Origin of the sequence: Granulicella paludicola (genome assembly GCF_025685545.1) — a bacterium.
Lineage (GTDB): Bacteria > Acidobacteriota > Terriglobia > Terriglobales > Acidobacteriaceae > Granulicella > Granulicella paludicola.
The window spans coordinates 790,609-817,447 of sequence record NZ_JAGSYC010000025.1; the positions used below are offsets into that span (position 1 = coordinate 790,609).

Here is a 26,839-nt window from a genome sequence, read left to right on the forward strand (position 1 = left end):
GTGGTTGTTTTCATAGCCGCTTCTGGCGATACACTCTTCGACATGGCAGCCACGATGTACATCGTCGTTGAGGGCGAAGATCCTGGGTTCAACATCTACGTGAATGGCCGGGAACTGGCCCGTCATGAGAGCGCCGTGGAGGAGCTGGCGCTGCGGCTCGGCGTACCTCCGCTGCTGACGTACTTCTCCGCTGATGAGAACTCAATGGCGTTGCTGATCGAAGAAGGCGCAGGCAATCCCGATCTGCTCCCTAGGCTGCCGCCTCCACAGTGGTTCGACGCGGCAGAGGGTCTGCATACCGTGAGCGCGCTGGTAGCTGCGCTGGAGACCGATCCGAAACGGCTGGGCGAACACAGCGCCGAGATACTGGCAGAACTCCACGAGTACGAGCAGGTCTTAAAGCGCACCGCCGAAAGTGGCCTGCGCTGGCATCTCGCCTTCAGCTGGCGGTAGACCCGGTCGCAATCGCCGCCATCACCTGCGCCACAGAGTCCTCCCACTTCGGCATCGTGAACCCCAGCTGTGCGCGAAGCCTCTCGCAACTCATCCGCGAGTTCAGCGGTCGCTTCGCCGGCGTCGGATAGTCACTCGTCGCGATCGGCAGCAGCCGCGCAAACCTCTGTTCCGGCTCCGCCACCTTCGCCAGCCTTACGAACTCCTCCGCAAACCCGAACCACGTCGTCTCCCCGGCATCGCAAGCGTGATACACCCCGCCCACCTCGCGCACAGCCTCCGCCAGGGATCTGCTCGAATCCGGGTGCCCCATGTCCCGCCTTTGGGACGTGGTTTTGCAGGTCGCATCCTCCATCCTCGCCATCGTATGCACCACCAGCCGCGCTAGCGACTCCGACCACGTCGGCGCACCATGCTGATCGGCCACCACCTTCATCTCCTCACGCTCTCGCGCAAACCGCAGAATCGTCCGCAGAAAGTTATTTCCCGTCGCCCCATATACCCAGCTCGTCCGAAACACGAAGTATGCAGCCCCACTCTCCGCCAGCGCCCTCTCGCCCGCCAGCTTCGAAGCTCCATACACCCCGAGCGGTCCCGTCGCATCCGTCTCGACCCAAGGACGTTCGCCGTCGCCCGGAAACACATAGTCCGTAGAAAACGAGATCACCGCCGCCCCCAGCGCCTTCGCCTCTTCGCCTAGCACCTTCACCGCCTCTGCATTGATCGCATACGCCAGCTCAGGCTCTTTCTCAGCCTTGTCCACTGCCGTATACGCCGCCGGATTCACAATCCACCGCGGTACCACCTCGCGTACATACCTTCGAACAGCGGCAGCATCGCTCAAATCCAGCTCACCCCGCACCGGAGCCACCACCTCAAGCCCGCGCTCCTCCGCAAACCTCTTCAATAGCGGAACCACCGCCCCACCCACCTGACCGCCTACACCCGTCAACAAAACTCGCCCTGCCACATCGCCTCCTGTCAGCATCCAAAGCGATGGTACCGTAACGCATTGGTCAAGACTGCGCCACACTCGCTACACTCAAGCATCGAATGATCGAGCGCATGAACATCTCTGCTGTGGCAAAACACGCTGGCGTCTCCAAGGCCACCGTCTCCCGCGTCATCAACGGCACCGCCCACGTCATCCCTGCCACCGCCGACCGCGTCCGTGCCTCCATCAAAGAACTCGATTTCTACCCCGACACCAGCGCCCGCACCCTCGGCTCCGGCCGCAGCCATCTCTACGGCCTCATCATCTCCGACATTACCAACCCGTATTTCCCCGAGCTCGTCAAAGCCTTCGAAGAGATCGCCGAATCCCACGGCCAGGACGTCCTCATCTCCAACACCGACTACGACCCCGCCCGCATGGAGCGCTGCGTCATCCGCATGCTCCAGCGCAAAGTCGACGGCGTCGCCATCATGACTTCCGAAATGGAAGAGCGCCTCATCCACACCTTCAGCGAGCGCCGCATCCCCACCATCTTCATGGACACCTCCACCGCCGTCCCCGGAGCCAGCGTCGTCTCCGTCGACTACGCCGCAGGCATCCACCAGGCCATCGCCCACCTCGTCACCCTCGGCCACACCCGCATCGGCTTTATCAGCGGCCCCGCAGCCCTCAGCTCCGCCCGCTCCCGCACCCAAGCCTTCATCGCCGCCCTCCACGCCCACGGCCTTTCCCTCGCCCCCGAGCACCTGATCGAAGCCAACCACCGCATCGAAGGCGGCCACCGGGCCATGGCCCACCTACTCGCCGCCGCAGCCCCACCCACCGCCATCCTCGGCTCCAACGACCTCACCGCCATCGGAGCCATGGGAGCCATCCACGAAGCCGGCCTCTCCATTCCCCACGACATCTCCATCATCGGCTTCGACGACATCCAGCTCAGCGCCTACACCCAGCCCGCCCTCACCACCATCCACGTCCCCCGAGCCGAGCTAGCCGCCACCGCCTTCCGCAGCCTCTTCCACCGCACCGACGCCACCACCCCCGACACCCCGCGCCCTCGCAGCCAGGCCCACCTCATCCAACCCACCCTCCTCATCCGCAACTCCACCGCCCGCCCTCGCCTACAATAGACAAGGAAGGCTATGCACCATCAGCCCGCAGGCAGGGAAGTCCCCGTCGTCTAGTGGCCCAGGACGACGTCGCACTCACGACGTAAACACGAGGTTCGAATCCCGTCGGGGACGCCACAACCCTCCCGCCCCGCAGTCTCGTGAAGGGCATCGCTTCAGCTATGCCGTAACGTCCCTTCTGGGGCACGAATTCAGCCGCTGAGGGTACTCTCTCCAGCCCTGCCACAACTCAGGTAACCCCGAGGCTTCAGCCTTGGGTCTCACAGCCTGCAGAAGAAGTAAGGGCTTCAGCCCTAAGGTTTGCCCTCCGCCACCCCGCCGAAATCTGTCCTCGCGACCCGCGTCTAACGCCGCCGCTTCTTCTCCTTCTTCGCCCAATACGTAAACGCGTCCTCAAACAGCTCTCCATTCAAATCCCCCACCCGCTGCATCACCCGCGACTGAGCATCCGCGATCGCCTGGTTATAAATCACCGGTCCAATCTCCTCCAGAAAGTAATCCAGCAGCAACGTCGCAGGCAGAGTCCCCAGCGGTTCCGGCATCTCCATCTCAAAATAACGCTGCAGCGACGCCACGGCCTCCGCCTTTTCTTCTTTCTTTATCGCGATCATCCAACCCTCCACCCAAAGTGTACGAAATGCTCGGCGAAGAAAATTTGGCCTTGAAGGGGATGTGCTTCAGCGGTTGCTGAAAGTTTTGCCTAGAAGGGTAGGTGCTTCAGCGGTTGCTGAAAATATGGCTTCGAAGGGTACGGGCTTTAGCCCGTACGTCGATTGCCCAATCAATCAGGGGGGCTTTAGCCCCAGAGGTAGAGCTGGCCCGATCTCTCAGCTCTAGAAGTGGCCATCTATAATCACACGCAAAAAGCCCCGGCTGTTTTGCCGGGGCTTTCGCAACGTGGTTGAGAGGTTCGTTTAGCCGTGGAACTCGCCGCGGAACAGCTCGCTCGGCGTGTAGTGGGTCGGCAGATACAGCGAAGCGCCATTGACCGGTCCCGGGGTCGGAGCCGTGTCCATGCACTTCACAAACGCCGTCTGGAACTTCGCCATCTCGTCCTTCGTGCCCACAGTGACGCGGACATAGGTCGGCATCGCAGCCCAGGTACGGCCGATAGCGACCTCTTCCTTCATCATCTGCTGCTGGAAGTCGTGACCCGGACGCTTTACGTCGACCATGAAGAAGTTCGCCTGCGATCCGGGCAGAACCGTGTAGCCCTTCTTCGAGAGGAACTCGAGCGTCTCCGAACGGTTGTCCGCATTGATCTTGCGGCGAGTCGCGATCAGGTCCTTGTCCTGCAGGGCAGCCTTCGCACCGGCAGCGCTGGTGATCGAGATGCTCGCAAGGCTGCGGGCCGGCTGGGCCACAGTCGCAAACTTCATCAGCAGGTCAGGACGACCAGCAGCAAAACCAGCACGCAGGCCGGCCATGCCGTAGATCTTCGAGAACGTCCGCATCACGATCAGGTCCTGATCGGCAGCCACTTGGTCCAGCATCGAATCGTCGGTCGAGAAGTGGAAGTAAGCCTCATCCACAATCACCACCGAACCCTTGGGCTTGTTCTTCAGCAGCCACATAATGTCGGCCTTCGGGGTCATCGTGCCGGTCGGGTTGTTCGGGTTCACGATGTAGTACGCACCGGGCGAGGGATGAGCGGCGAGCATCGCCTTCACATCGTGCGCATAGGTCGGGGTCAGCTTCACGGCAAACAGGGGAGCCTTCATCGCCTGCGCAGCGCGCGTGCCCTGCTCATAGCTGGGGTCAGCCATCACGAGCGGCTTGTCGGGGCCGATGTTTGACATCAGCGCCAGGTCCAGCGGTCCACCCGATCCGGGGAACAGGGCAGAGTAGCCACGCTTCAGGCCGTAGATCTCGTTGAACGCAGCCACCGTCTGCGCGCTGATCTCCTGGTGATAACGTCCACCCAGCGAGGCCGTCTTCGAGATCGCTTCGAGCGAAGAAGACGCGGGTCCGAGAGGATTCTCGTTCGAGCTGATGATGACCGTGTTCGGGTTCATCACGCGGGTCTCGCCCATGTCCGATCCGAAGTCGCGACGACGTGCCTGGCCTACAGCCGCCTGGGGCGCTGCCTGCTGCGCAAACGCAGCCGCTGCCGGAAGTGCTGCCGCAGCCGCGCTGGCTGCACCCAGAGTACGCAGGAAGTTGCGGCGCGATACTCCACTGACATTACAGTTGCTGTTCTCGGTCGTCATAAGTCTTCTCCTCGTGCTGGTTGAAGTTGGATGTAGGAATGAAGTTGTTGGGGAAACTTGGAATGCACGACGGCAGACCGCAGGCAATGGTCACTGCAAGGCTCTGTCTTGGGAATCGTCGTGGCTGCCTGATCTTCGTCCTGGAAGAATCGAAAGCAGTAGCGGGGACCCTTGTTCGTAGTCCGGCCTGATAAGACCAGCTACGAACGCGATGAATCGTTCGGTGATTCCACGGTAACGCGAAATTCATGGAAAAACACATCTCGAACGCGAAAAATCTCTTGTTTCCCACAGTTATTTTGTTGGCATCGACAGACTTGAATAGCCTGCATCCGAATTCCTTGATGCAAACGCATTAGCATCAACGCCTTACGCCAAATTCGCTTCAGGATAGCTTTGGGCTTAAGCCAAGGCATCTGGAATCGTCCGGGAATCGGGCTTCAGTCCCTGGCACATCCCTTCTCCTCAGCCCGGCATTTCCAAATCAACGCCGATATCGACTCTTTGGACGCTGTCTGACCTCGGCTCGGCCCTCTGCCCCCAAAGCACCATCCCAACCTCCATCGGGGTATATCCGCACTCCGCCCCTTGGCAGCATCTTGGATACAGGAAACAAGCGGCGCCAAAACGAGCGCACATGTGGGGTCAACAAGCTTCTCCCGGTCTCCTGATCCAGACCGGATCACGGGGACCACTGCACAAAGATTCGTAGAAATCTCTCTCTGCCCTTATACCGTTCGAACTTGTACCAATTCTTCACTTGTTTGCAAGCGCAGGGCAGGTAAGCCTGTCCCGCCCTTCACTCTCTCTTGAACTCTCTTGCTGATACCAGACGCTGCCGCGAAGTCTCGCGGCAGCGTTTGGCGTTTCCTCTGCTCCTGTGAATTGGTGTCAAGCCCCCAGCGCCAGCCCTAGACAGGGAACTCGCTGACAAGAAACAGCTTAGGAGCTGAAAAATAAATGGATGTTTCCTGGGTCGGTTTGTTAAAATAGGAAGTAGAGGCAGACGAGATCCTGAAAGGTTTGAGAACATCCTCAGCTGTCTGTCCAGACCTAGTCCTGGACCCCAGACTTCAGGTGTCGAACTCTCACCGTAAGCCGCATTCTGTCAACACTTTAGCTGCAAAGTATGGGGGGAGGGCCTTCATGCTTGCGCCGCACCATCCCCAACAAGATGGTTGTTGATCGCAAACAACGCCAGTTCCAACCGATTCCAGACACCAACCTTGTCGAAGATGTTCTTCAAATGACGCTTCACCGTCTCTTCGGCAATATCGCACTCGCGCGCAATGTCCTTGTTCGTCATTCCCTGCGCAATCAGTCGCACAATCTCCAGCTCGCGCACAGTCAGACCAAACGTGTTCTTCGGAGGCTGTTTAATCTCCTCCATCAGATCGTTCAGAACCTGCACCAGGTTCTGAACTGGCTTTCGTCCCAGCCAATAATGACCTTGCATCACAGTAGAAATGCACATCGCCAGATCGGTCGTCAGCGCATCCTTCAGCACAACGCCGCGAGCGCCGAGCTGCAAAGCCTCCAGAATCTCGCGCTGGCTGATCGCTGAAGTCAGCAGGATCGTCTTTGTCGGCACCTGAATCGTCGTGAGCTCGCGCAGCGTCTCCAACCCTGGAAGTTCCGGCATGTTCAGGTCGAGCAGTAGAATGTCAGGCTGCATCTCGCGCATCTCGCGAATCGCTTCCTTGCCATCTGAAGCCTCGCCAACGACAACATACTCAGCGTGACTTTGTAGCATCCTTCGCACGCCAAAACGCACAACTGGATGATCGTCCGCAATCAGAATGCGAACGTTCTTCGAAGCGTCATTCGCTCCATAAAGCGTCCGAGTTCGGATCACCTCGCGGTTCAGCCGCTCGACGATGAGCGCGATGCGGCGATCGTCTTTGTCCGCCGCCGCCGCTTCCAGCTCAGTGCAGATCGCAGTCACAGTCGTAATGCCAACAGTCGTGCTTCCGCCCTTCAAGCGGTGTCCGAGCCGCTGTAGCTCTGCATAGTCGCAGGCTTTGGCAGCAACCACGATCTCGGCGAGGTCCGACTCGACCTGGAGCTGGAACTCATTCATCACCTCGGCGACGAGCTCATCGCCGCCGATGCTCTGCAGCTCTGCCAGCTGGCCGCTCAGCGCGGACTTCGCGGCGGTCTCGGCGGAGGTGACGACGGTGCGCTCCTGATCTGGATTCATCTCCGCCCAGCGATCCAGCGCAAGCTTGAGGTCGGCCATCCGGATCGGCTTGGTGAGGTACTCATTCATGCCAGCGGCGAGACAGATCTCCTCATCTCCCTGCATAGCATTCGCGGTCATCGCGATGACATACGGGCCGTCTTCGGCGGGCGAGCGCTGCCGAATCCTGCGCGTCGCGTCGAGACCGTCCATCTCCGGCATCTGCACGTCCATCAGCACCACGTCATAAGGCTGTCGGTTGAGAGCATCGAGCACTTCCAGCCCATTCCCGGCGACATCGGCGCGATAGCCCAGGCTTTTAATCATCTTCATCGCAACCTTCTGGTTGATCGGGTTGTCTTCGGCGACGAGGATGCGGATGCTGCGCTTGACGGTCGGTCCACTCTGCGCGCTGGCGATGGGAGCGGAAACGGGGATGCCTCCGGCGAAGAGCTCGGACAACATGGATTCGAGGCCCTGCGAGCGGATCGGTTTGCTGAGCCAGCCTGCGGGGACGATGCCTGCGTGGAGTTCCGTGTTGCGGGCCCCGAGCGAGGTGAGCATGACGAGCGGTAACTTCTTCCGTCTACTAGACGCCAGCGCGGAGCGGACGGCTGCGCCCTCTTTGCTTGCCACGGTGTTGGCGAGCAGGACGGCGTCGACGTCGTTGTTTTCAAGTAACGTCTGGGCTTGGGCCGCAGTAGCGGCCTGGAGCAGCTTGAGACCAAGGCGTTTCGCCTGAGCCTCAATGGTACGTGCGCTCAGAGGGCTGGCATCGATCAGAACGACTGTCTTTCCTTTGAAAAGATGGTGCGTGGCCGCAGAGGGGCGTGATCGCGCCTGCATGGTGAAGAAGAAGGTTGCACCTTCGCCGGGAACGCTTTCAACGCGCAGGGTTCCGCCCATGAGGATGGCGAGCCGCTGGCTGATGGCGAGGCCTAAGCCCGTGCCTCCGAAGTGGCGCGTGATGGAGCTGTCGGCCTGAGTAAAAGGCTGGAAAAGGCGATCGAGACGATCCTTCGCAATGCCGGTACCGGTATCCTTTACCGCGAAAAGTAGTCGAAGTTGGTTGCCGCGCTTATTGTCGGCCGAAACCGTGACGAGGACCTCACCGGCAGCAGTGAACTTGACGGCATTGGAAAGCAGGTTGACGAGGACCTGTCGCACGCGGGTGATGTCGGCGACGACCAGCGAAGGCAGGTTTTCGTCGAGAAGGTATCCGATCTCGAGTCCTTTGGCTGCAGCGGCAGGAGCAACGAGGTCGAGCGCATCCTCGACACATTCGGCAAGATTGAACTCCAGTTCTTCGAGCTCAAGGCGAAGAGACTCGATTTTAGAGAAGTCGAGAATGTCGTTGATGATCTCAAGAAGATTTTCGCCGGAGGAGCGAACGGTCTCGGCATACTCGCGCTGCTCGCGAGTGAGAGGCGTTTCGAGGAGTAGACCTGTCATGCCGATGACAGCGTTCATCGGCGTGCGGATCTCATGGCTGACCGTGGCGACGAACTCGCCTTTCGCACGGTTGGCTGCTTCAGCGACGTCCCTTGCGTTCTTAAGCGCAAGTTCGACCTGATGGTGAGAGTCGTTCTGTGGCGGTGTGAAGCGGAGGCAGCAGATGTATCCGGGTGTGTCCTCGTTGACTGTGGAGCTCAGCGAGAGAGAAAGCGGAATAGAGCTGCCATTGCGTTTGCGTCCGTCGATGGGCGTGCTGATCTTTTCGGTGGAGTGCTCCTGTTCCTGCGCCCTATGGGTGAGGAATTCTTCGACATTCTGATGCTCGGGAACGGTAAGGAGATCGACAACGCTCTTGCCGGGTAGTTGACCTGAGGCGTAGCCGAGGAGTGCTTCGGCGGCCGGATTGGCGAGCTCTACGCGTCCATCCGCATCCATGATGAGAATGCCATCGATAGAGCCGTTAAGTACGCTGCGTAGCAGAGACTCCGCGCGTTTCAGGTCGTCTATCTGTCTTGGTGCCGTTTGCATCCACTACCTCATCGTTCCAGCGTTGGTGAAGTTCGAAGCCTGGCCAAGGCGCGGCAACAGACTTTCAGCACGCGTCTCGTTGTGTTTCGGTCGTACACCATAATCTATTGCAAGCGTGAAGGCGACTCCAGCGGAATCTGTCAATCGATGACTCGATTTAGTTGATCTTGATCGATGGGAGTGGCAGGAGGAGTAAGAATTTACAGTCACGTTACCGAGTTCTGGGGCTATCGAGGATTTCCACAGAAATATACGAATTTGTGCGTTTGGTGCCAGCGCGCGTGTCGTGACGTGTCCCGCTTCGGAACAGGTAAGTCGCAAACATGGGTGTGGAGGTAAGCTCTGCCCCTTTTGAGGAAGTGCTGAAAGGCACGGGCAAACCTATGCTTGTCACAGGTTGACTTGCAATGGGTTGAGTACTGTTGTCAAGCAAATTGCGGGCCTCTCTCTGGAGAATGTCTTCATTGGACAACTGCTCGTACGACCCGTTTCGTCCTGTGAAGATGCCTAAAACCTCCATCACTATCGCGGTGTTCATCGATGCTCTGGGCTGGCGGCTGGCCCACGAGCACGGCTTCCTTCGCGAGGAGCTTCCATATCGTGGTCCGCTGGCAACGATCTTCGGGCCAGGAGCGACAGGCGATCCAACGATCCTGACGGGCCTGAAGCCACGCGATCACGGCCACTTTGCGTTATTTACGTACGACCCGAGCAACTCGCCGTTCCGCAAGGTCCTGTGGCCGCGGCTGCTGCCACAGTTTCTAACGCGGCGTGGCCGCGTGCGGCGCTGGTTCGGCAAGAAACTAAGCCGCTATGTGGGTGGCAACGGCGACTTCGAGGTACGTGACACGCCGTTCAACCTGCTGCGGCAACTGGGTTATAACGACAACCGCGACCTCTATGAGCCGAACGGTGCACAGGCAACTCTGTTCGACGACCTGCGCAGGCAGAATGTGCCATTCCATGTATCGGACTGGCGGCTGGACGAGGAAGAGAACCTGGCAGCCGCGCGTAAAGAGATTGCCACCGGTAAGCTGCGTCTGGCATACATCTTTCTGCCGCAGCTAGATATTTTGCAGCAGTATGAAGGCACATCGTCACAGAAGATCATCTGCAAGCTGGGCTGGTATGAGCAGGAGATTCGCGACCTGATTGCGCTGGCCCGCGAGCACTACGACGAAGTGAAGGTGGCTGCGTTCTCCGACCACGGCATGACGGACATCCGCAAGGAGTGTGCGCTAATGCAGATCGTGAGCTCTCTGCCGCTGGAGTTTGGCGAAGACTATTTCGCGGTCTACGATGCGACGATGGCCCGCTTCTGGTTTCACACCAAAGAGGCGGAGCGGCTGATCGGCGATGCTCTGCTGTATCTCTCCGATGGGCAGTGGCTCGACGACGAGACTCTCCGCTCATGGGGCTGCGACTTTCCGGACGGGCGTTATGGCGACCGCATCTATTTACTGAAGCCGGGGATTCTGCTGAACCCCAGCTTCATGGGGCGCTATCGCTATGCGGGGATGCATGGGTTCGACCCTGCGCATGAGGATTCAATCGCGTTCTTCGCGACGAATGAGCAGACTTTGCCCCGACCGCAGGGACTCGAGGATTTGCGGCGCGTTCTGAGCCAGAGCATCGGCATCGCTGCCTGAGTGCGTGTCCGCGCTCCTTCGATTTAAATAATTACCCCGGTTGCCGATGATGACCATGCAGATACAGCACGGGCACCATCAGCCACTCTGCTTTGCCAGACGGCTTATCGCCGTCCCGGCTAAACACTACAACGGGGTCACAACGAATGTTTTCTATCGTGGGAATACTGGTCGTCTTTGGCTGCGTGATTACTGGGTTCTTGATGGAGAAGGGCAAGCTAGCCGTTCTGATCCAGCCATCAGAATTGGTGACCATCGGGGGAGCTGCGATTGGAACTGTTCTTACTGCAAACCCTATCCATATTTTGAAGAAAACAATCAGCAGCGTGCTTGGGGTGCTGAAAGGATCGCCGTATACGAAGAAACGCTATACGGAGACGCTGAAGATGATGTTCGACGTGCTGAGCAAGGCTCGCAAGGAAGGGTCGGTTGCAATCGAGGCTGATGTGGAGGATCCGGACAAGAGCCAGATCTTTGCGAAGTATCCGGGCTTCCTAAAAGACCATCACGCGCGGGACTTTGTGTGCGATACGCTGCGGATGGGCATCACCGGGGGTGTGAGTGGCATTCGATGTCGATCAGGTAATGCAGCAAATGGAAAATATCGCCGAAGTCGGCCGGGGGATCGCCGTCGCTTTTGTCGCAACCATTTACGGTGTGGGTGCGGCCAACCTCTTTTTATTGCCTTGCGCCGGTCGCATCCGTGTTCTCAATTCCCGGCGTCAGGCTCTGCGCGAGATGATCGTCGAAGGCACCGCAGGCATCGCCGAAAGTCTCAGCGCTGGCGCCGTCGAGCAGCGACTTAGACCGTTCGTTTATGTGGGGCCGGCGTCGGCGAAGCAGCGCCCTTCATTGGTGACCCGATGAGCCTGCAGGAGCATGAGAGTGAATCCTCCACAGAGCGCTGGACGGTTTCCTACGCTGATTTCATGACGCTTCTCTTTGCGCTCTTTGTCGTTCTTTTCGCATCCTCCCACCATGAGAAGCACGATATTCAGCAGGTATCCTCTGCCGTGAAGCAGGGCTTCCAGCAACTCGGCGCTTTTCCCGCCGCCGGTGTAAACAGCGCAGCAAGGACTTCTGATGCAGGTCCTGTTTTAGTGAATCGAAGCGCGGGGGTCGATGTGATTGCACTGCAGCGGGACTTGACCTCTGCACTCGGGAAAGAGATTGCGCGTAATGAGGTTGTGCTGAGGATGACTCCGGACGGCTTCGTCATCAGCCTGCATGAACTCGGTTTCTTCAGGAGCGGAGAGGCGACGCTACTCGCGGACGCGACGGGAAAGATGCAGCGCATAGCTTCCGTCCTGATGAAGTACGGGCTCGATATGCGTGTGGAAGGTCACACTGACAACCTCCCGATCCACACGCTTGAGTTTAACTCCAATTGGGACCTTTCGATCGCGCGCGCAACTAACGTTGCGATGATGTTAATAGATGACGGACACTTCAATCCAGCGCGTCTTTCCATTGCTGGCTACGGTCAATATCATCCCGTCACCACGAATGACACACCATTGGGGCGCCAATCGAATCGCAGGGTCGATATCGTCATCGTCACAGCAACGAAGATGGACAACGAGTAGGGAAGCGAACCGGGACGGCGGGGCGTGCGTTCGCGGAGGTGACTCGATGCCTGCAGGAGCTTAAAGCGATAAAGCGTACAGGCCGAGCGTCTGGTTGCTCTCTCCGCAGTTGCTGCGAAGATTCCTATGGGGAATGATTTTCAAACGTACTAGAACTCTGCTAGCATCACCGGCGACATGGATCCCTTCGACTCCGCCCGCCGTAACCTCCTGAAGCTTGGTAGCTTGAGCTTCGCCGCCTCCGCTGCCGCTGTCGTCCCCACCCTTGCTGCGGGTGAGGCACGCAACAACGCCTCGAAGTCCGCAACTCCAATGATCTTCGATGTGCGCGCCTTTGGCGCAAAGGGCGATGGTCACGCCGTCGATTCGCCTGCGATCAACGCCGCGATTGATGCCGCCGCAGCCGCCGGAGGTGGGACGGTTTACTTTTCTGCAGGCGTGTATCTTAGTTTCTCTATCCACCTCAAGAGCAAGGTAGATCTCTATTTGTCGCAGGGCTGCACGGTCATCGCTGCCGACTCACCGAAACCCGGCGAAACGACCGGCTACATGGGCGGAACCTACGACGCGGCCGAACCAAAGACGAGCTATGACGCCTACCAGGATTACGGGCACAATCACTGGCACAACTCGCTTTTCTGGGGCGAGGGCCTCTCCGATCTCTCCATCACCGGTCCCGGCCTCATCTGGGGCAGAGGACTGAGCTTCGGTGCGGGGCCGGGTCGTCCACCGGCTGCGGCTGGGTCCTCGGGCCGTGGCTTCGGCCCGGAGCACGTCGGAACCCCCGCACCTGCGCAGGCTGTAGAGCGCAACCGGCCGCCCCGCGGAGACTATCCAATGTTTCAAGCTGAACAGCCCGGTGTCGGCAACAAGGCTATCGCGCTGAAGAACTGCCGCAACGTCATCTTCCGCGATTTCTCCATACTCAAAGGTGGTCACTTCGGATTGCTACTCACCGGCGTGGACAATCTCACCATCGACAACCTCAAAATTGACACCGATCGCGACGGCATGGACATCGACTGTTGCAAAAATGTTCGTGTCTCCAACTGCACCGTCAACTCACCGTGGGACGACGGCATCTGTCCCAAATCTAGCTTCGCGCTTGGTTACAATCGCCCCACCGAAAACGTAAACATCACCAACTGCTACGTCACCGGCGCCTATCGCCTTGGTAGCGTACTCGATGGAACCTTCAAAAAGTTTGACGGTTCGCCAGCGGACTATGGCAAGGTCGGCGGCACCGGTCGCATCAAGTGCGGCACTGAATCGAACGGCGGCTTCATTAACATCACCATCTCGAACTGTGTTTTTGAGGGCTGCCAGGGGCTCGCGTTGGAGACCGTCGACGGTGCGCTGCTCGAAGATATCGCCGTTACGAACATCACCATGCGCGATGTGATCTCCTGCCCGATCTTCTTGCGGCTGGGTTCGCGCTTGCGCGGGCCGAAGGGAACTGGCGATCAGTCGACCGTCGTCGGCACGCTGCGGCGCGTTCTTATTTCAAACGTGACCAGCTACAACACCGCAGGCAAGTACGGATCGAACATTACCGGCATCCCCGGCTATCCGATCGAAGACCTGAAGATCACCGATGTCTACGTCGAGCATGTGGGTGGCGGAACGGCGGAGCAGGCGAAGATTCAAGTACCTGAGAAGGAAGACGGTTATCCGGAGCCCGGGATGCTCGGCACGTTGCCGGCGCACGGTTTCTTTTTCCGGCACGTCAACCGACTCGAGATGAGCCACGTTGAGATACAACCGAAGGTGCCCGATGCCCGCCCCGCTATCTACACAGACAACGTCCACCGCGCCGACTTCTACTTCATCACAGCCCCCAGCAATGTGCCTGCGTTCTCGTTGAATAGCTCCACAGACACGCGCATCCTACTATCACGCGCGGCGCCGGACTCCATCGTGCCTTAGCAGGCAGGTAAATGCAGGCCGCAGATTCAGCCTAGCGAATCACGATCAGCTCGGTCTCATATGGCTTCAGGTTGAGCTTGATCGTGACCGCTCCACTGCTGTGAGTCGACGGCAGTGGGCTCACGGTGCCATCCTGCGGCGACCAAAGTTCGGCCCTCGTTCCTTTCGAGTGAAAGGTTGCGGAAGGGGCCTTCGCTTCTGCGCCTTCATTGAAGATCAGATACACGTCGGCATCCGCTAGCCTTCTCGCCATCACCTTCAGCGCCGTATCGGGACTATCAAGCGCTACGGTGTGGGCGCGGATGACACCCGTCACGGCAGCCTCAATAGCTGTGGGCACAATCTGAGGCTTCAAGGGCTCTACTGGTGGCTGCGCTGGCGGTGTTGGTGTCGCCGGTAGTTGCGCCGATGTCTCAATCGTCGCGAACGCAAACTCCCGCGACGCAGCTGCGCGAGCATCGAGGATCGTTCTGTTGTAGATCATCGAAGGTGCGCGACCGAGAAAGAGAACCTTACCGCCACCCTTTGCGAACCCTCTTAGGCGTTCGAGTTCGGTCTCGCTTATCACCAGTGGAGAGGGAACGATCACCGTACGATAGCGGTTACCGCTAAGCGTTTCGAAGCCTCCTTTGCCGGACTTTAGGTCGCTCGCGAGCGCGTCGTTATTGATGATGTCGAAGTCGATCTGCCGCTCCGAAAGCATCTGCTCCGTCGCCACAAAGGCCGTATCGCTGGCCGCGTCGCCAAGCCACATCGAACTTGAAGGAAGATAGAGCGCTACCTCCGCTGCGGGTCGCCCCATGCTCATCACATAGCTAAGTCGCTGCACATACTGCATCAGAGCGGGCCAGCCGGGATCACGCATTACCTCCGGCGGTCCTCCCTGGCGCTCTTGTCGGGCAGAGATATTCTCGGCTTTCTGGGGCGGTGTTGCAGGATAGTACATCGTCTCCACAAGGTTCACGCCGCGAACGATTTGCTCATTCAGAATGTAGCGCGCCATCGTGATGTCGGGCGCAGGGCGATATGCGGCAAAGCTCTCGGTGAAGGCCCTCGGATGTCCGTACACATGCGCTGCGCTTGCCGCCAATCTGGGGAAGTCGGAGATCGTGTCCGTCCAAATCTGATGCCAGATTGAATCGATCCCTGGCACCTGAACGTATTTCATGTCGCGCATGAACTCGCCTTCTGATTTCACAAGTGCCAGTTCCATCTCTTCATGATTCAGATGGACCTGATATTCGACGCGATGCGCGGCACACCACTCAGCCTGTGGTTTGAAGAAGCCGTCGCGAAACATCTGCGAGAAGACGTCGTAGTAATCGCCTTTGGCCCGCACCTCCTCTGCCGTCAACGTTGCGGGCACCTGCCCGCGGCTGGTCTGCGCAGCGATCAAAGCGGCTACATAGGGCCGGACATCATAGCCTTTCAACCGCTTAAATCGTTCGAAGAACGCAGGCGTCCAAGGCAGGCCGGAGATGGAATAGTCCGGTTCATCGCCGCGAAAGCCAAGGATCGTCGTGCCGAACGCCTCCGACATTGCGTCGTAGTATTGCTGATGGACGAACTGGAGGTATGCCTGCGTGGCAGCCGGATTTAGATAATCCTCCAGCGATTGCGACTGGTCCTTCTGGTGCGTCGGATTGGTGTCGCTCCTCGTCGGCGAGGTGCGAAAGACGTGCTCGACTACCAGCACTGTCCAGTCTTGCCCCGTCGGCGCGGTCCAGTGAAGTTGGCCGTCGCCAGGGATAGTGACGGCTATCCGTTCTCCCGAAGAACTTTGTGCAACGACAGCCACCGTCTCCGCCTTGATCGGCACGGTTAGCGTCTCGCCGCCATGCACTGGTAACCGCCTTTCGATCGACAGGGCCTGCATCCGCAGCGTAGGCTTCTCGCTTGAGAACCTGCCGCCTGCAAATCCGCTAGGATAGCCGATATCGTCGACGATCCACACGCGCAGATCACGCTTCTTTGCTTCCTGCACAAATTGCTTGAAGAAGGCGAAATACTCCGGAGACAGGTACGGCTGCACCATGCCACCGCCAGCCTGCACCGTGACCGCACGAAAACCAAGAGCCTTTATGACATCCAGGTCGCGCCGCGCGCTCTCGAGAGTCACCGGTCCGTTGAGTCCATAATAAGGTTCTGGCCCATACTCCGAAGGGGGCGCGAGCCACGCCTTCGCCATCGCTGCAGCTGTGGGCATTTGCAGCTTTTGCCACGGCTGTTGCGCACTTATGGCCAGTGACTCTATCAGGTTCAAGGCACAGAATAGAATCGCGGCAGTGTTGCGAGCGTATGGCTTCAATCGTAAATCTCCCAGAGTTTTATACATTGTCGAACCCGTAAGTGAGAAATACTTTCTCCATTGAAAACCAGAGATTTGCAGCAATGCTTCTGGCAGATTAAAAAACTTAAAAACTTGATTCGCACCAAGTTCAAGAGTTGTTGTGCGACTGCCTGGCATCTGCGCAAATCTTGCCCAAACGAATCACATGACAGCAGCCAAACCCATCTTCATTTCCCACAACGGGAAGTTTCAGAGGCTAGAAAAAACTTAGAAGGTTTTTACCAATCCTTCCTGCGATCTACCTCGTAAGCGAGACACAGATAGTTTGTTATCCGCGAAGCGAGCAAAGAGTCGAGATTAACCTAACCTGGAGATGTGCCCTGTGAAATGGACTGATGCCTATCCCTTTACAGAGTCGGGCCAATATACGAACGATGTCGAAGGATCGACCTTCCCCGCGTTTGCCCCCATTCTGTCCGATGCGTTCGAAAATCTGAAGGACTTACCTGAGCCCGTAGAGGTTCCCCCGGGGACACTAATGTTGGAGCAGGGAGAGATTTGTAAGACGGTTTGGCTGATTCGTGACGGGCTAGTTCGACTCAGTTACGTTAGCCCAGAGGGACGCGAGACGACACTGGGCCTGCGCGCGGCGGGCTGGTTCGGCGGAGCGGCCTGCCTTGTGATGCACACCCCAAGCGTCTGCTCCGTGAAGGCTGTCACACCCTGCGTAGTCTCACGCATCAGCGCGCTGGATTTCAATCAGCGGCTTACGCAAAACGCCCGTCTGATGCGCTACTTCGTCTCTTCCCTCTGCCTCGAACTTATCGCGCAGACCTCCGCCCAGGTGCGCTTGATGAGCGATAGCGCCGAGCAGCGATTGGACAGCTTCATGCGCGAACGCAGTGTCAAACATCCGCAGATCAGAACCTTGGACGCCTTGCCTATGCTCAAACAGATGGAGCTCGCACAGCTGCTCAGCATCACGCCGGAGCATCTGAGCCGTCTCCTCCGCCGCTCTCACAAGAGCGCAGAGACCTGGCCGACTACGAAGCACAACGTCGATGGCAGGCTCAGCTAGCGTTTCATCCTTCCGATCGTTGTCATCCTCGAAGGAATTGTTACTCATATCCGTAGTCACTGCAGAAAAACGGGGCGATCTCAGCTGTTTCAGCCTGAGCTCGCCCCGTTCCTCTTGCTTCTTACAATCTATCGTGCCGAAGCCACCACCGGCATACTGATAAAGCTCTCCATCCGCGTCGCGTGCCAAGCTTTCTGGTCCGCCTTCACGTAGTCTGCTATACAGTAACCGATTTGATTTCACAGATAGGCTCTTGCGGCTGCGGAGCACGCGGTCGCGGTGCTAGCATGGACAGCGTTATCGGGGACTCTCCATGTGTCTGCGTTCCGCTTTGTCTCTCGCACTTTTCGGCGTATCCGTCTTCGGTCTTCACGCCCAACAAACTGCTCCCGCAAAAGAGCCGCCCCCTGTCGTTGCAGGCATTCCACTCAACTACGACGAGGCTAAGGTCGGAATCTTCACGCTACCCGACGCAATGCGTCTCAATGATGGCAGGTTCGTAACCGACGCCAAAACTTGGACGCAGCGTCGCCGTCCTGAGATCATTCAGATCTTCGAAACGCAGCAGTTTGGTCGTGTCCCCACGGGAGCTCCGACTCACCTGACCGCTTCGAATTTTGAGATTACCGACAAGGGAACGCCTGCACTCCACGGTGCGGCAATCCGCAGGCAGATCACGATTCACCTCACCAGCGATAGCAACGGTCCAGCAATTCATTTGCTTGAGTACCTGCCCACGGCAGCGAAAAAGCCCGTGCCGCTGCTGCTCGCTATCAACTTTGGCGCGAACCAGAACGCTATAGATGACCCAGGCATTACGCCACAAATGGTTTGGGACCCAAAGACCCACACGAAAGCGCAGCAATTAGCGCAAAGCATCACCACCGACGAGCAAGGTAAGAAGGTAGAACGCCGCGCATTCGTTGTGGGCGTCGATGCTGCGGCCCTGCTTGCAGCCAACATTGGTGTCGCTACTTTCTATTATGGTGATGTCGTTCCCGACTATCCCGAAGGCTTCAATGACGGAATTCAGTCGCGTTATCTGAAGACTGGTCAGACCAAGCCGGCGCCCGACGAATGGGGAACCATAGCCGCATGGGCTTGGGGCATGAGTCGCGTTGAAGACTACCTCGAGACTGATCCCCGCGTAGACGCCAGGCGCGTCGCCATCCAGGGGGTCTCACGGCTGGGCAAGACTGTCATGTGGGCAGGTGCGCACGATCAGCGCTTTGCCCTCGTCATTGCAAGCTGTTCAGGAGAAGGCGGCGCCGCCCTGAGCCACCGCAACTACGGCGAGACCATCGCGCACCTAACCGATCCCACACGCTACAGTTACCAGTTCGCCACCAACTGGTCAAAGTATGGCGGCTTTCCAGATATCGCTCCCATGGACGCGCACATGCTCATTGACCTCATCGCGCCACGCCCATTGCTGCTACAAACAGGGAACACCGATTACTGGTCCGATCCCAAGGGAGAATTCCTTGCAGAAGTAGCCGCAGCGCCGGTTTACAAGCTACTTGGTAAAGACCCGCTGGATACAGAAACGTGGCCCGCGGCAAAGCAGCCGATCCTGCACGATCTTGGCTACTACATGCACGATGGGGGCCACGGCATGGTCCCGTCGGACTGGGCCATCTACGTCGACTTCCTCAAACTGCACTTGCATCCTGAGCCGTAACGAAATCTAGCGGACGTATTCGAACGTTCCACAAAGGTTCGTAGCATTCGCCATTGCCTCGCCCGTCAGAACTGGCATGGCCGTGCCTGAAAAGAACGCAACCTGCAGCTTTCTGCCAGTGACGAACGTCGCGGCATACTCCGCGTTCTCCGAGCCACAAATGTGGCTCTTGTGATTGAAAGTCTTAGCTGCGGGAATATCCAGCCGAAACAGGTTGCCGCGTCCGGTCGTGCCATCGGTCCCATCGAACAGGATGCTCACCTCTTCGGCCTTCAGATCGCGAATCTGAGCTAGCGTAAAGCCGGTGAAGTTGATGTACAGCTTAACGTCACTGAATGCGATATCACCGGTGATCTGCTTGGCCGTAGTATTTGACGCGCGCCATTGCCCGCCCTCCTGTGCCATACCAAGTGCACAGCAACCAAGCCAACCAGAGACGACGACCGACAGAACTCGTGAAAACTTCATCTTTCGAGCATGACACTCCAGCTTGTCAGGAGCAAGTCTCCCACCCCCGAAACCGCTACAATAGGATCAGGGAAGTAGGCACTACGCCGCATCAACACCCGCGAATTCGAGAATCATGAAAACCTTCTACATTGAAACCTTCGGCTGCCAGATGAACGCGCACGACTCTGAAAAAGTCGTCGGAACCCTCGTGCGCGAAGGCTACCAGCAGGTACCGGACGAAGCTGACGCCGGCCTTATCCTCTACAACACCTGCTCCATCCGCGATAAAGCCGAGCAGAAGGTATTCCATCGCCTGAACGAATACAAGAAGCTCCAGGGGGAAGGTAAGCGCTTCGCCGTGATCGGCTGCGTTGCCCAGCAGGAGGGGGAAAAGATCTTCGAGAAGGCACCCTACGTCTCCATCGTGGCTGGCTCTTCGTCCTATCGCAACCTGCCGGAGATGCTCGCGCGCCTCGAAGCAGGAGAAAATCGAATTACCGGCCTCGATGACCGCCAGACCGACGAGACCTTCGATACCGAATTCACCGCGCGTTCCAACCCACACCGCGGCTACATCACCATCATTGAAGGCTGCGACAAGTTCTGCGCCTACTGTGTCGTGCCCTACACGCGTGGCAAGGAGCGCAGCCGCACCTCGGCCTCCGTACTCGCCGAAGCCCAGCGCATCGCAGGCCAAGGCTACACCGAAATTCAGCTGCTCGGTCAAAACGTCAACAGCTACGTTGATCCCAGCGGGAGACGCTCCTTCGCCGAGCTACTCTCCGCAGTAGGTGAGGTGAACGGCATCCAACGCGTACGCTTCACCACCTCGCATCCGCGACAGTTCACGAAGGACATCGTCGACGCCATCGACGCGATGCCAGCGCTCTGCGACCACATCCATTTGCCCGTCCAGTCCGGCTCCACCAGCGTCCTGAAGGCTATGTCCCGCGAGTATTCTCGCGAGTGGTACCTGGAGCGGATCGGTTGGACTAAGGCTGCCAAGCGCGACATCTCGCTTACGAGTGACATCATCGTCGGTTTCCCCGGCGAGACCGATCGCGACTTCGAAGACACCATCACGCTACTCGACGAGGTAGGCTACGACGCCATCTACGGCTTCAAGTACTCGCCGCGCCCCAACACCCCTGCTATTCACATGGTCGATTCGATCCCGGAAGAGGCGAAGGTCGAACGCCTTGCCATCCTTAACGCACGCCAGCGCGAGATCCAGCGCAGGAACTACGCGCGCCATCTCGATCAGACAATGACTGTAATGGTTGAACACGGAGCAAACTCTCGAGGCCAGATTACCGGTCGCAGCAGCCAGAATAAGACTGTCAACTTTAGCTGCGAGATCGTGCCGGTGATCGGTAGTTACGTTGACGTGCGCATCACGCAGGTCTTCCCAAGCTCACTTGTTGGCGAAGCCATTACGGCTCCCGCCGCTCCCTCGCCCGCACTACTGGCTCAACAGGCTCTCAATGCCCGCGTGCCGGTTCTCAGATAGAAGCAGTACACTACGTTTATGCATTTGCCCGGCTTCAAACCCGAGACCGAAGAGAAGCTCGCCGAGCAGGAGGTTGAGGTACGCATCCGCGGCCTGATGATGGACCCCTCCACTCGCCAGCCCATCGTTGTCCTCAACGACCTCACTGGCGAAGTAGTGCTACCGATCTGGGTCGGTCTCTTTGAAGCGAACGCCATCGCGCTCGAAATCGAAAAAGCCACGACACCTCGCCCCATGACGCATGATTTAATGCGTGCAGCCATCCACGGCCTCAATGCCCGTGTCACGCGCGTCGTCGTCGGCTCCTTACGCGAGGACACCTTTCACGCCACTATTTGGATGGACCAAGGCGGGGAACCCGTTGCCCTCGATGCACGCCCCTCCGACGCTATAGCGCTCGCCCTGCGCGCAGACTGCCCCATCTTCGTGTCGCAACAGGTCTTTGACCACGCCCGCCGCGCCTCTTTAGGCACGAGCAACCTTAGCCCCGAAGATCTCCGTCGTTGGCTCGAAAGCCTCAACGACGATGAGATGGGTCGTTACAAAATGTAGTCTCAGTCCGTGTAGTCTCTTCTAAAGATGCGCAACACGCTGCTACGTCTCTTCTTTCAACTCATGCGCTACTCCCGACCTCGCGTCGGCGGCTCACCCCCTGTATTCCTCATTCTGCAATACCGGATTCCGCTCGGCTGCTGCGTTCATGGCACTCCCATATACGCCGCCCTCAAGGCTGCGCACCCTGACTGCACAATTATCGTAGCCACACGAAGCTTGGGCTTCGCCCTCCTTCAGCACAACCCTCACGTAGACCATTTGTTCGATACCCCCGATCCGGGAAGTTCCTTCCGCGATCTCCTGCTGCACGCCACACAGCTGCGCGATCGCCTTCAAACCCGCGGCCTTCGCCCCACGCGGATTCTGCAGGATGCTTCTAATCGTCGCGGCAAACTCGCACTGTTTGCCCTGCTGCTGCGTCTCGCCCCCACGCGAGGCTTCGCTCAGATCCCGCAACTCTACGACGAGCCCATCCTTTACGACAAATCCATCAGCCTCATTGCCAACAACCTCCGGCTCGTCGGCGATGGAACGCCACACCATGAGCCCGCTGTCTACTTCACAACCGAAGATCTCACCGTTGCGCAGTCTCTGCTACATGAGGTCAATGCGGAGGGCCAACAACTCACCGCTATCGTCGTCCAGGGCAGCGGTGCGCAACGCAATAATTGGCATGAAGAGCGCTTCGCAGCTCTCATCCGTCAGGTCGAAGCACTAGGACACAGGACGATCTTTCTCGGCACACTTGACGAAGCCCCGGCGATCAACCGTATTCGCGCTCTTTCGGTTTCCCGTGGAACTAGCTTGGCCGGGCGTACAAGCATCCCGCAGCTCGCAGCTTTGCTCTGCTCATGCGACACACTGATTACCGTGGATACCGGTACGTTGCACGTGGGCCGGGCTGCAGGTGTACCTATGCTGGTGCTCGCACCTAGCTGGCAGCCTGCGATCGAATGGCTTCCGATCAACGACACCCGCGCTCTCGTTCTACGCGGCGAAGATCGCAATGACATTCCTTCGGACTATCAGCTTGATGAAATATCTACAGAGTCAGCTATCAACGCCTTCGCACAGCTCACGAACACGCACCCACCTCTAGGCTCCGCTCGAGAGCAGCGCATTGCCCGCTTGCTCTCAAACACTCGCGCTTAGCGAATCGCCAACTCATCCAGCCACGTATAAAACTCGGGGAACGAAACCGCGGCCGCCTCAGCGCCGTGAATCTCGGTCTCTCCTTGCGCCCGTAGCGCAGCAATCGAAAACGCCATGGTGATGCGGTGGTCCAGTCCGGAGTCCACGATGCCGCCACGCAGCGTCTGCCCGCCGGGAATATCCATGCCGTCCTCGTACTCTACGACCTCGGCACCCATCGCTCGAAGGTTTTTCACCACCAGCGCGATGCGATCGCTCTCCTTCACACGTAGCTCCTTCGCATCGCGAATCTTCACGCCATTCTCAGTGTAAGGAGCAATCGCAGCGATCACCGGTAGCTCATCAATCAACTGCGCCGCCAGCGCACCGGAGATGTCCATCCCGCGCAACTGCGCGCTGCGCTGCACCTGGATTGTGCCCACCATCTCACCATGGATCTCTTCGACATTCAGCACCTTGATCTTGCCGCCCATCCCCGTAATGACATCCAGCAGGGAAGCGCGCGTTGGGTTCATGCCCAGAGAATCCAGCACCAGATTGCTGTCTTCAAACAGCAGCGCGCCGCACAAAAAGAACGCCGCCGACGACATGTCGCCCGGCACGGTCATATCGATCGCACGCAGCTTTTGCCCGCCCTCGATCGACAGCCGATCGTCATGCCGCGTCAGCGTCGCTCCGAAGGCCCGTAGCGCGTGTTCGCTATGGTCACGAGTTCGAATCTTCTCTGCAATCGAAGTCACCCCCTTCGCTTGCAGTCCTGCAAAAAGCACCGCCGTCTTTACCTGCGCGCTCGCAATAGGAACCTCGAAGTGGATCGCCTTCAACTCAGTGCCGCGTACCGTAATGGGAGCATGACCCTCGGTCAGTTCGATCTGCGCACCCATCAACTCCAGAGGCTTGCGAATCCGCTCCATCGGTCGCACCGTCAGCGACTCGTCACCCACAAAGCGGAAGTTACCCTCTTGCGCAGCAACCAACCCCGCTAACATGCGCATCGTCGAGCCAGAATTGCCGCAGTCCAGATCACCCTTTGGCTGAGCAAGAGCGCCGCCCGTGCCTGTCACCGAGAGCACGCTGCCCTCGGTGCTTACCTTTGCACCCATTGCCTCCATGCAAGCCAGCGAGCTATGCGGATCAGCACCGGTTGAAAAATTCGCGATACGCGAAGTGCCCTCTGCAAAGCCAGCCAGCATGGCATAACGATGAGAGATGGACTTGTCTCCGGGCAGCATAAGAGAGCCGCGGAAGCCGCGGGCGGGAGAAACAATCTGAGTCTTGGAGGTCGAAGCGTCGTGCGTAGAAGCCATACCTATATCGTAAATGCAACGCCCTTGGAGCGCTTGTCCGGCGCTGTCCGCTCTTATTCACATTTCAAAACTTGCGCCCAGGCCGTGGCTAAATCCGCCTTCAAATAGGCATAAAGCTGCGCCCGGCCTTCTTCATCCGCGCCTCTCAGAACCGCCGACGGATGCACCGTTGCGTATACATGCCTCGCGTGTGTGCTCTCCTGAGGCTCTCCGCGTTGCTTCATCAAAGCAAAGGTGCCACCCAGCAGCGACTTCGCTGCCGACGCGCCGAGACACAGAATCACCGACGGCTTCACCGCGTCGATCTCCGCCAGCAGCCACGGTCTACACGCACTAATCTCGCTCATCTTGGGGTTCTGATGCAGCCGAAACTTCCCCCTCGATACAAACTTGAAGTGCTTCACCGCATTCGTCACATACACCTGTTCAGCATCGATGCCCAACTCCTCCATCGCCCGCCGCAGGATAGCTCCTGCCGGTCCAATAAAGGGCTCGCCCTGCAAGTCCTCCTGGTCGCCCGGCTGCTCCCCTACCAGCATGAGAGCGGCGTGGGCAGCTCCGGCACCCGGCACTACCTGCGTTGCATGTCGAAACAGATCGCAGCCTTCGCAGCGCGGCAGAGCTTCTCGTAGGACGGTAAGTGTGTGCTCCTCTGGGACGAAAGGTGCTGCCGTCGGCTGCCGTGATTGTCGTATCATCATCGACTGCACTCGGCTCTCGGCCTTCTGCATAAGGTTTGGCAGCTGCGTGAGTTCGGGTAGATTCTTCCAGTACCTCACCGGCATCTCAGCTCGCATTGCCTTTGGGTTCACTCGGGCAGGATTGAAGATCGCACCATAGTAACTGCGCCAGAGGCCTTCGAGTTCATCGGCCTGCGGCGCTGTCTCTCGTGGAACACCTGGCCCAAAGATCAACTCCTTCGTCTCCGGCCGCCAACTCACGCACTCGTCGGGAGTCAGGATCGCCCACCGCATCACCGCAAATCGCTCCGCAAAAAATGGCGCCGCCAAAGGAACGATCCGATGGTCTGGTTCATGCCAGGCGACAAACTGTTCGCCATCCTCGTCCACAATCCTGCGAAAGCGCACGAACGCGTGCATCTTGTGCAGGTCTCGCCGCACCTGTTGCTCCAGCCTTCCAAACTCAGCGACATCCGCATCCAACTCCATGCGCAGCAACCGTCGTTCAGACTGCAAACGCCACAGCACCCGATACAGAAGGTTCCATCTTCGCGCCTCCCTATGCGCCGCCACAGAGCGTGCGCGCTCGAGGAACTCCTTAGGCACATGAGGCCGCGCCACCATTGCCCCTTGTGGCTCGTCTTCAGCTTGCAGCGTAAGCAAGCCAGATACCGGCACCGTCGCATCTGCGAGATTGATCTCCTCCGGCCTGTATCCATCCTTCAAAGCCTCCCGCGCCACCTCGCGCCACGCTTCAAACGTGGGGGCGACCTCTACGCGGCGCACAATTAGACCTGCCCCGAAAGCGCACTTGAGGCTGCAAAGAGCTCCATCTGAGCCGTGGGCATCGCCCCTGCAGCTGGAGCCGTCGGGAGATGATCTGCCGCAACCACATAGCCCGCGACGCTCTTCACCCGCACATGCAGCTTCCGCAGGTCTTCCATCGACATCCGGTGATACGTTCGTATGCGCAGAATCCTCTCGACATTGCGATGACCTATCCCCGGCACACGCAACAAAGCCTCTCTCGGCGCGGCGTTCACGTCGACAGGATAAAACTCCGGGTGGGCTTTGGCCCATGTCGTCTTCGGATCTTCGTCGAGCGACAACTGCGGCGCGCTCTCTGTCGTAATCTCCTCCGCGCTGAAGCCGTAGAAGCGCATCAACCAATCCGCTTGGTAGAGCCGGTGCTCTCTCATCAGCGGAGTTGCCTTCAACGGCAACCGAGCATCCGCCTCCGGATAGGGGCTGAACCCCGTGTAATAGATTCGCCGCAGCTTATATCCGCCATACAAAGTGCTGGCGCGCAGAATGATCTGCCGGTCCGTCGTTTCCGTTGCGCCCACCACCATTTGCGTCGACTGTCCTGCAGGCGCGAACTTCGGCGCACTTCGAAGCGCCTTCCCCTCGTCCTCCGCAGCGTCTTTCTTCGCGCGAATCTGTCCCATCGTGCCTTCGATGACTACAGCCTTCTTCTCCGGTGCAAGCTGCACCAGATCGCTCTGGCTCGGTAGCTCGATATTCACGCTCAGTCGATCAGCCCATCTTCCAGCCTCCTGCACCAGCCGCTCATCGCATCCCGCAATCGTCTTCAGATGTATGTATCCGCCAAAGTGATGGACGCTCCGTAATGTCTTTGCAACCTCGATCAATTGTTCCATCGTGTAATCCGGAGACTGAATGATCCCTGAAGAGAGAAACAGCCCTTCGATGTAGTTCCGCTTGTAAAAATCAAGCGTCAGCCCCACGACTTCTTGCGGACTGAACCGCGCTCTGCGAATGTCACTCGACACCCGGTTTACGCAGAACACGCAGTCGTACGTGCAATAGTTTGTCAACAGTATCTTCAGCAGTGAAACGCATCGACCATCCGGCGTATAGCTATGGCATATCCCCATGCCGTCGGTGTGTCCTACGCCTTTGCTATTGCCGGCTCGCTTAGCTCCCGAGCTCGCGCAGGAAGCATCGTACTTCGCTGCGTCCGCTAGTATTTCGAGTTTGTTTTGCACACTCAGCATCGCCATATCCCTATTCAACGCCATCTCTGGGAGAGAACACAAGGCGA

20 protein-coding genes, 1 tRNA gene and 1 pseudogene are annotated in these 26,839 nt (G+C 58.4%); 13 read left to right on the forward strand and 9 right to left on the reverse strand.

The window, feature by feature from the left end:
• Window positions 1-42 precede the first annotated feature (42 nt).
• Window positions 43-453 carry a hypothetical protein gene (locus OHL14_RS15095; protein ID WP_263380183.1) on the forward strand — a complete coding sequence of 137 codons (411 nt, stop codon included), beginning with the start codon at window positions 43-45 and terminating at the stop codon, window positions 451-453.
• Here the strand turns inward: OHL14_RS15095 and rfbD are convergent.
• Complete coding sequence (rfbD, locus tag OHL14_RS15100) at window positions 440-1,441, reverse strand: dTDP-4-dehydrorhamnose reductase (RefSeq protein WP_263380184.1); 1,002 nt, start codon at window positions 1,439-1,441, stop codon at window positions 440-442. The genes OHL14_RS15095 and rfbD overlap by 14 nt on opposite strands.
• A 65-nt stretch (window positions 1,442-1,506) precedes the next feature.
• Here rfbD and OHL14_RS15105 point away from each other — a divergent pair, with 65 nt between their 5' ends.
• Together OHL14_RS15105 and OHL14_RS15110 are read left to right on the forward strand one after the other, a co-directional pair.
• Entirely contained in the window at window positions 1,507-2,538 is a 1,032-nt protein-coding gene (locus tag OHL14_RS15105) for a LacI family DNA-binding transcriptional regulator (RefSeq protein ID WP_263380185.1), read from the forward strand.
• A 39-nt stretch (window positions 2,539-2,577) separates the two neighbouring features.
• Window positions 2,578-2,655: transfer RNA gene (locus tag OHL14_RS15110), tRNA-OTHER, on the forward strand.
• Window positions 2,656-2,882: 227 nt separating this feature from the next.
• Here the strand turns inward: OHL14_RS15110 and OHL14_RS15115 are convergent.
• The 3 genes from OHL14_RS15115 to OHL14_RS15125 form a co-directional block, all read right to left on the reverse strand.
• Window positions 2,883-3,149 carry a DUF2164 domain-containing protein gene (locus OHL14_RS15115; protein ID WP_263380186.1) on the reverse strand — a complete coding sequence of 89 codons (267 nt, stop codon included), beginning with the start codon at window positions 3,147-3,149 and terminating at the stop codon, window positions 2,883-2,885.
• 303 nt (window positions 3,150-3,452) lie between these two features.
• A complete protein-coding gene (locus tag OHL14_RS15120) occupies window positions 3,453-4,748 on the reverse strand; it encodes an aminotransferase class I/II-fold pyridoxal phosphate-dependent enzyme (protein ID WP_263380187.1) in 1,296 nt (431 codons plus the stop codon).
• A gap of 1,144 nt (window positions 4,749-5,892) precedes the next feature.
• Complete coding sequence (locus tag OHL14_RS15125; protein WP_263380188.1) at window positions 5,893-8,910, reverse strand: response regulator; 3,018 nt, start codon at window positions 8,908-8,910, stop codon at window positions 5,893-5,895.
• Window positions 8,911-9,413: 503 nt separating this feature from the next.
• Between OHL14_RS15125 and OHL14_RS15130 the strand changes: the two genes are divergently transcribed.
• From OHL14_RS15130 to OHL14_RS15145, 5 genes and pseudogenes are all read left to right on the forward strand, one after another.
• Window positions 9,414-10,559 (forward strand): alkaline phosphatase family protein, encoded by a 1,146-nt coding sequence (locus OHL14_RS15130; RefSeq protein ID WP_263380189.1) that lies wholly within the window; start codon window positions 9,414-9,416, stop codon window positions 10,557-10,559.
• A gap of 203 nt (window positions 10,560-10,762) precedes the next feature.
• Window positions 10,763-10,924 (forward strand): annotated as a pseudogene (locus OHL14_RS20050) (motility-associated protein); the annotation flags it as partial.
• Between the two features lie 196 nt (window positions 10,925-11,120).
• Window positions 11,121-11,426, forward strand: a complete 306-nt coding sequence (locus OHL14_RS15135) for a MotA/TolQ/ExbB proton channel family protein (protein WP_263380190.1) — start codon at window positions 11,121-11,123, stop codon at window positions 11,424-11,426.
• On the forward strand, window positions 11,423-12,145 hold the full coding sequence (locus OHL14_RS15140) for an OmpA/MotB family protein (protein ID WP_263380191.1): 723 nt from the start codon (window positions 11,423-11,425) through the stop codon (window positions 12,143-12,145). The genes OHL14_RS15135 and OHL14_RS15140 overlap by 4 nt, the downstream gene beginning before the upstream one ends.
• Window positions 12,146-12,322: 177 nt before the next feature.
• Window positions 12,323-14,071, forward strand: coding sequence for a rhamnogalacturonidase (locus OHL14_RS15145; protein ID WP_263380192.1), 1,749 nt, complete (start codon window positions 12,323-12,325; stop codon window positions 14,069-14,071).
• Window positions 14,072-14,102: 31 nt separating this feature from the next.
• Here OHL14_RS15145 and OHL14_RS15150 read toward each other — a convergent pair whose 3' ends face one another.
• Window positions 14,103-16,277, reverse strand: coding sequence for a glycosyl hydrolase (locus OHL14_RS15150; protein WP_263380193.1), 2,175 nt, complete (start codon window positions 16,275-16,277; stop codon window positions 14,103-14,105).
• Window positions 16,278-16,743: 466 nt separating this feature from the next.
• Between OHL14_RS15150 and OHL14_RS15155 the strand changes: the two genes are divergently transcribed.
• Together OHL14_RS15155 and OHL14_RS15160 are read left to right on the forward strand one after the other, a co-directional pair.
• Complete coding sequence (locus OHL14_RS15155) at window positions 16,744-17,439, forward strand: Crp/Fnr family transcriptional regulator (protein ID WP_263380194.1); 696 nt, start codon at window positions 16,744-16,746, stop codon at window positions 17,437-17,439.
• Window positions 17,440-17,752: 313 nt separating this feature from the next.
• On the forward strand, window positions 17,753-19,120 hold the full coding sequence (locus tag OHL14_RS15160) for a glucuronyl esterase domain-containing protein (protein WP_263380195.1): 1,368 nt from the start codon (window positions 17,753-17,755) through the stop codon (window positions 19,118-19,120).
• Between the two features lie 6 nt (window positions 19,121-19,126).
• Here the strand turns inward: OHL14_RS15160 and OHL14_RS15165 are convergent, their stop codons facing one another.
• A complete protein-coding gene (locus OHL14_RS15165; RefSeq protein ID WP_263380196.1) occupies window positions 19,127-19,588 on the reverse strand; it encodes a hypothetical protein in 462 nt (153 codons plus the stop codon).
• A 115-nt stretch (window positions 19,589-19,703) separates the two neighbouring features.
• Between OHL14_RS15165 and miaB the strand changes: the two genes are divergently transcribed.
• From miaB to OHL14_RS15180, 3 genes are read left to right on the forward strand one after another with little or no spacing between them, the layout of a single operon-like run.
• Entirely contained in the window at window positions 19,704-21,080 is a 1,377-nt protein-coding gene (gene miaB / locus OHL14_RS15170; protein WP_263380197.1) for a tRNA (N6-isopentenyl adenosine(37)-C2)-methylthiotransferase MiaB, read from the forward strand.
• An 18-nt stretch (window positions 21,081-21,098) separates the two neighbouring features.
• Window positions 21,099-21,632: a bifunctional nuclease family protein gene (locus OHL14_RS15175; protein ID WP_263380198.1), complete on the forward strand. Its 534-nt coding sequence runs from the start codon at window positions 21,099-21,101 to the stop codon at window positions 21,630-21,632.
• Window positions 21,633-21,659: 27 nt separating this feature from the next.
• Complete coding sequence (locus OHL14_RS15180; protein WP_263380199.1) at window positions 21,660-22,787, forward strand: glycosyltransferase family 9 protein; 1,128 nt, start codon at window positions 21,660-21,662, stop codon at window positions 22,785-22,787.
• On the opposite strand, the gene aroA is transcribed toward OHL14_RS15180, so the two are convergent.
• The 3 genes from aroA to OHL14_RS15195 are packed head-to-tail and all read right to left on the reverse strand — an operon-like array spanning window position 22,784 to window position 26,798.
• Entirely contained in the window at window positions 22,784-24,094 is a 1,311-nt protein-coding gene (gene aroA / locus OHL14_RS15185) for a 3-phosphoshikimate 1-carboxyvinyltransferase (RefSeq protein ID WP_263380200.1), read from the reverse strand. The genes OHL14_RS15180 and aroA overlap by 4 nt on opposite strands.
• Before the next feature lie 53 nt (window positions 24,095-24,147).
• Complete coding sequence (locus OHL14_RS15190) at window positions 24,148-25,560, reverse strand: UdgX family uracil-DNA binding protein (protein ID WP_263380201.1); 1,413 nt, start codon at window positions 25,558-25,560, stop codon at window positions 24,148-24,150.
• A gap of 2 nt (window positions 25,561-25,562) precedes the next feature.
• The gene (locus OHL14_RS15195) at window positions 25,563-26,798 is read right to left on the reverse strand and encodes a putative DNA modification/repair radical SAM protein (protein ID WP_263380202.1); all 1,236 of its coding nucleotides are present in this window, start codon (window positions 26,796-26,798) and stop codon (window positions 25,563-25,565) included.
• Window positions 26,799-26,839 lie beyond the last annotated feature (41 nt).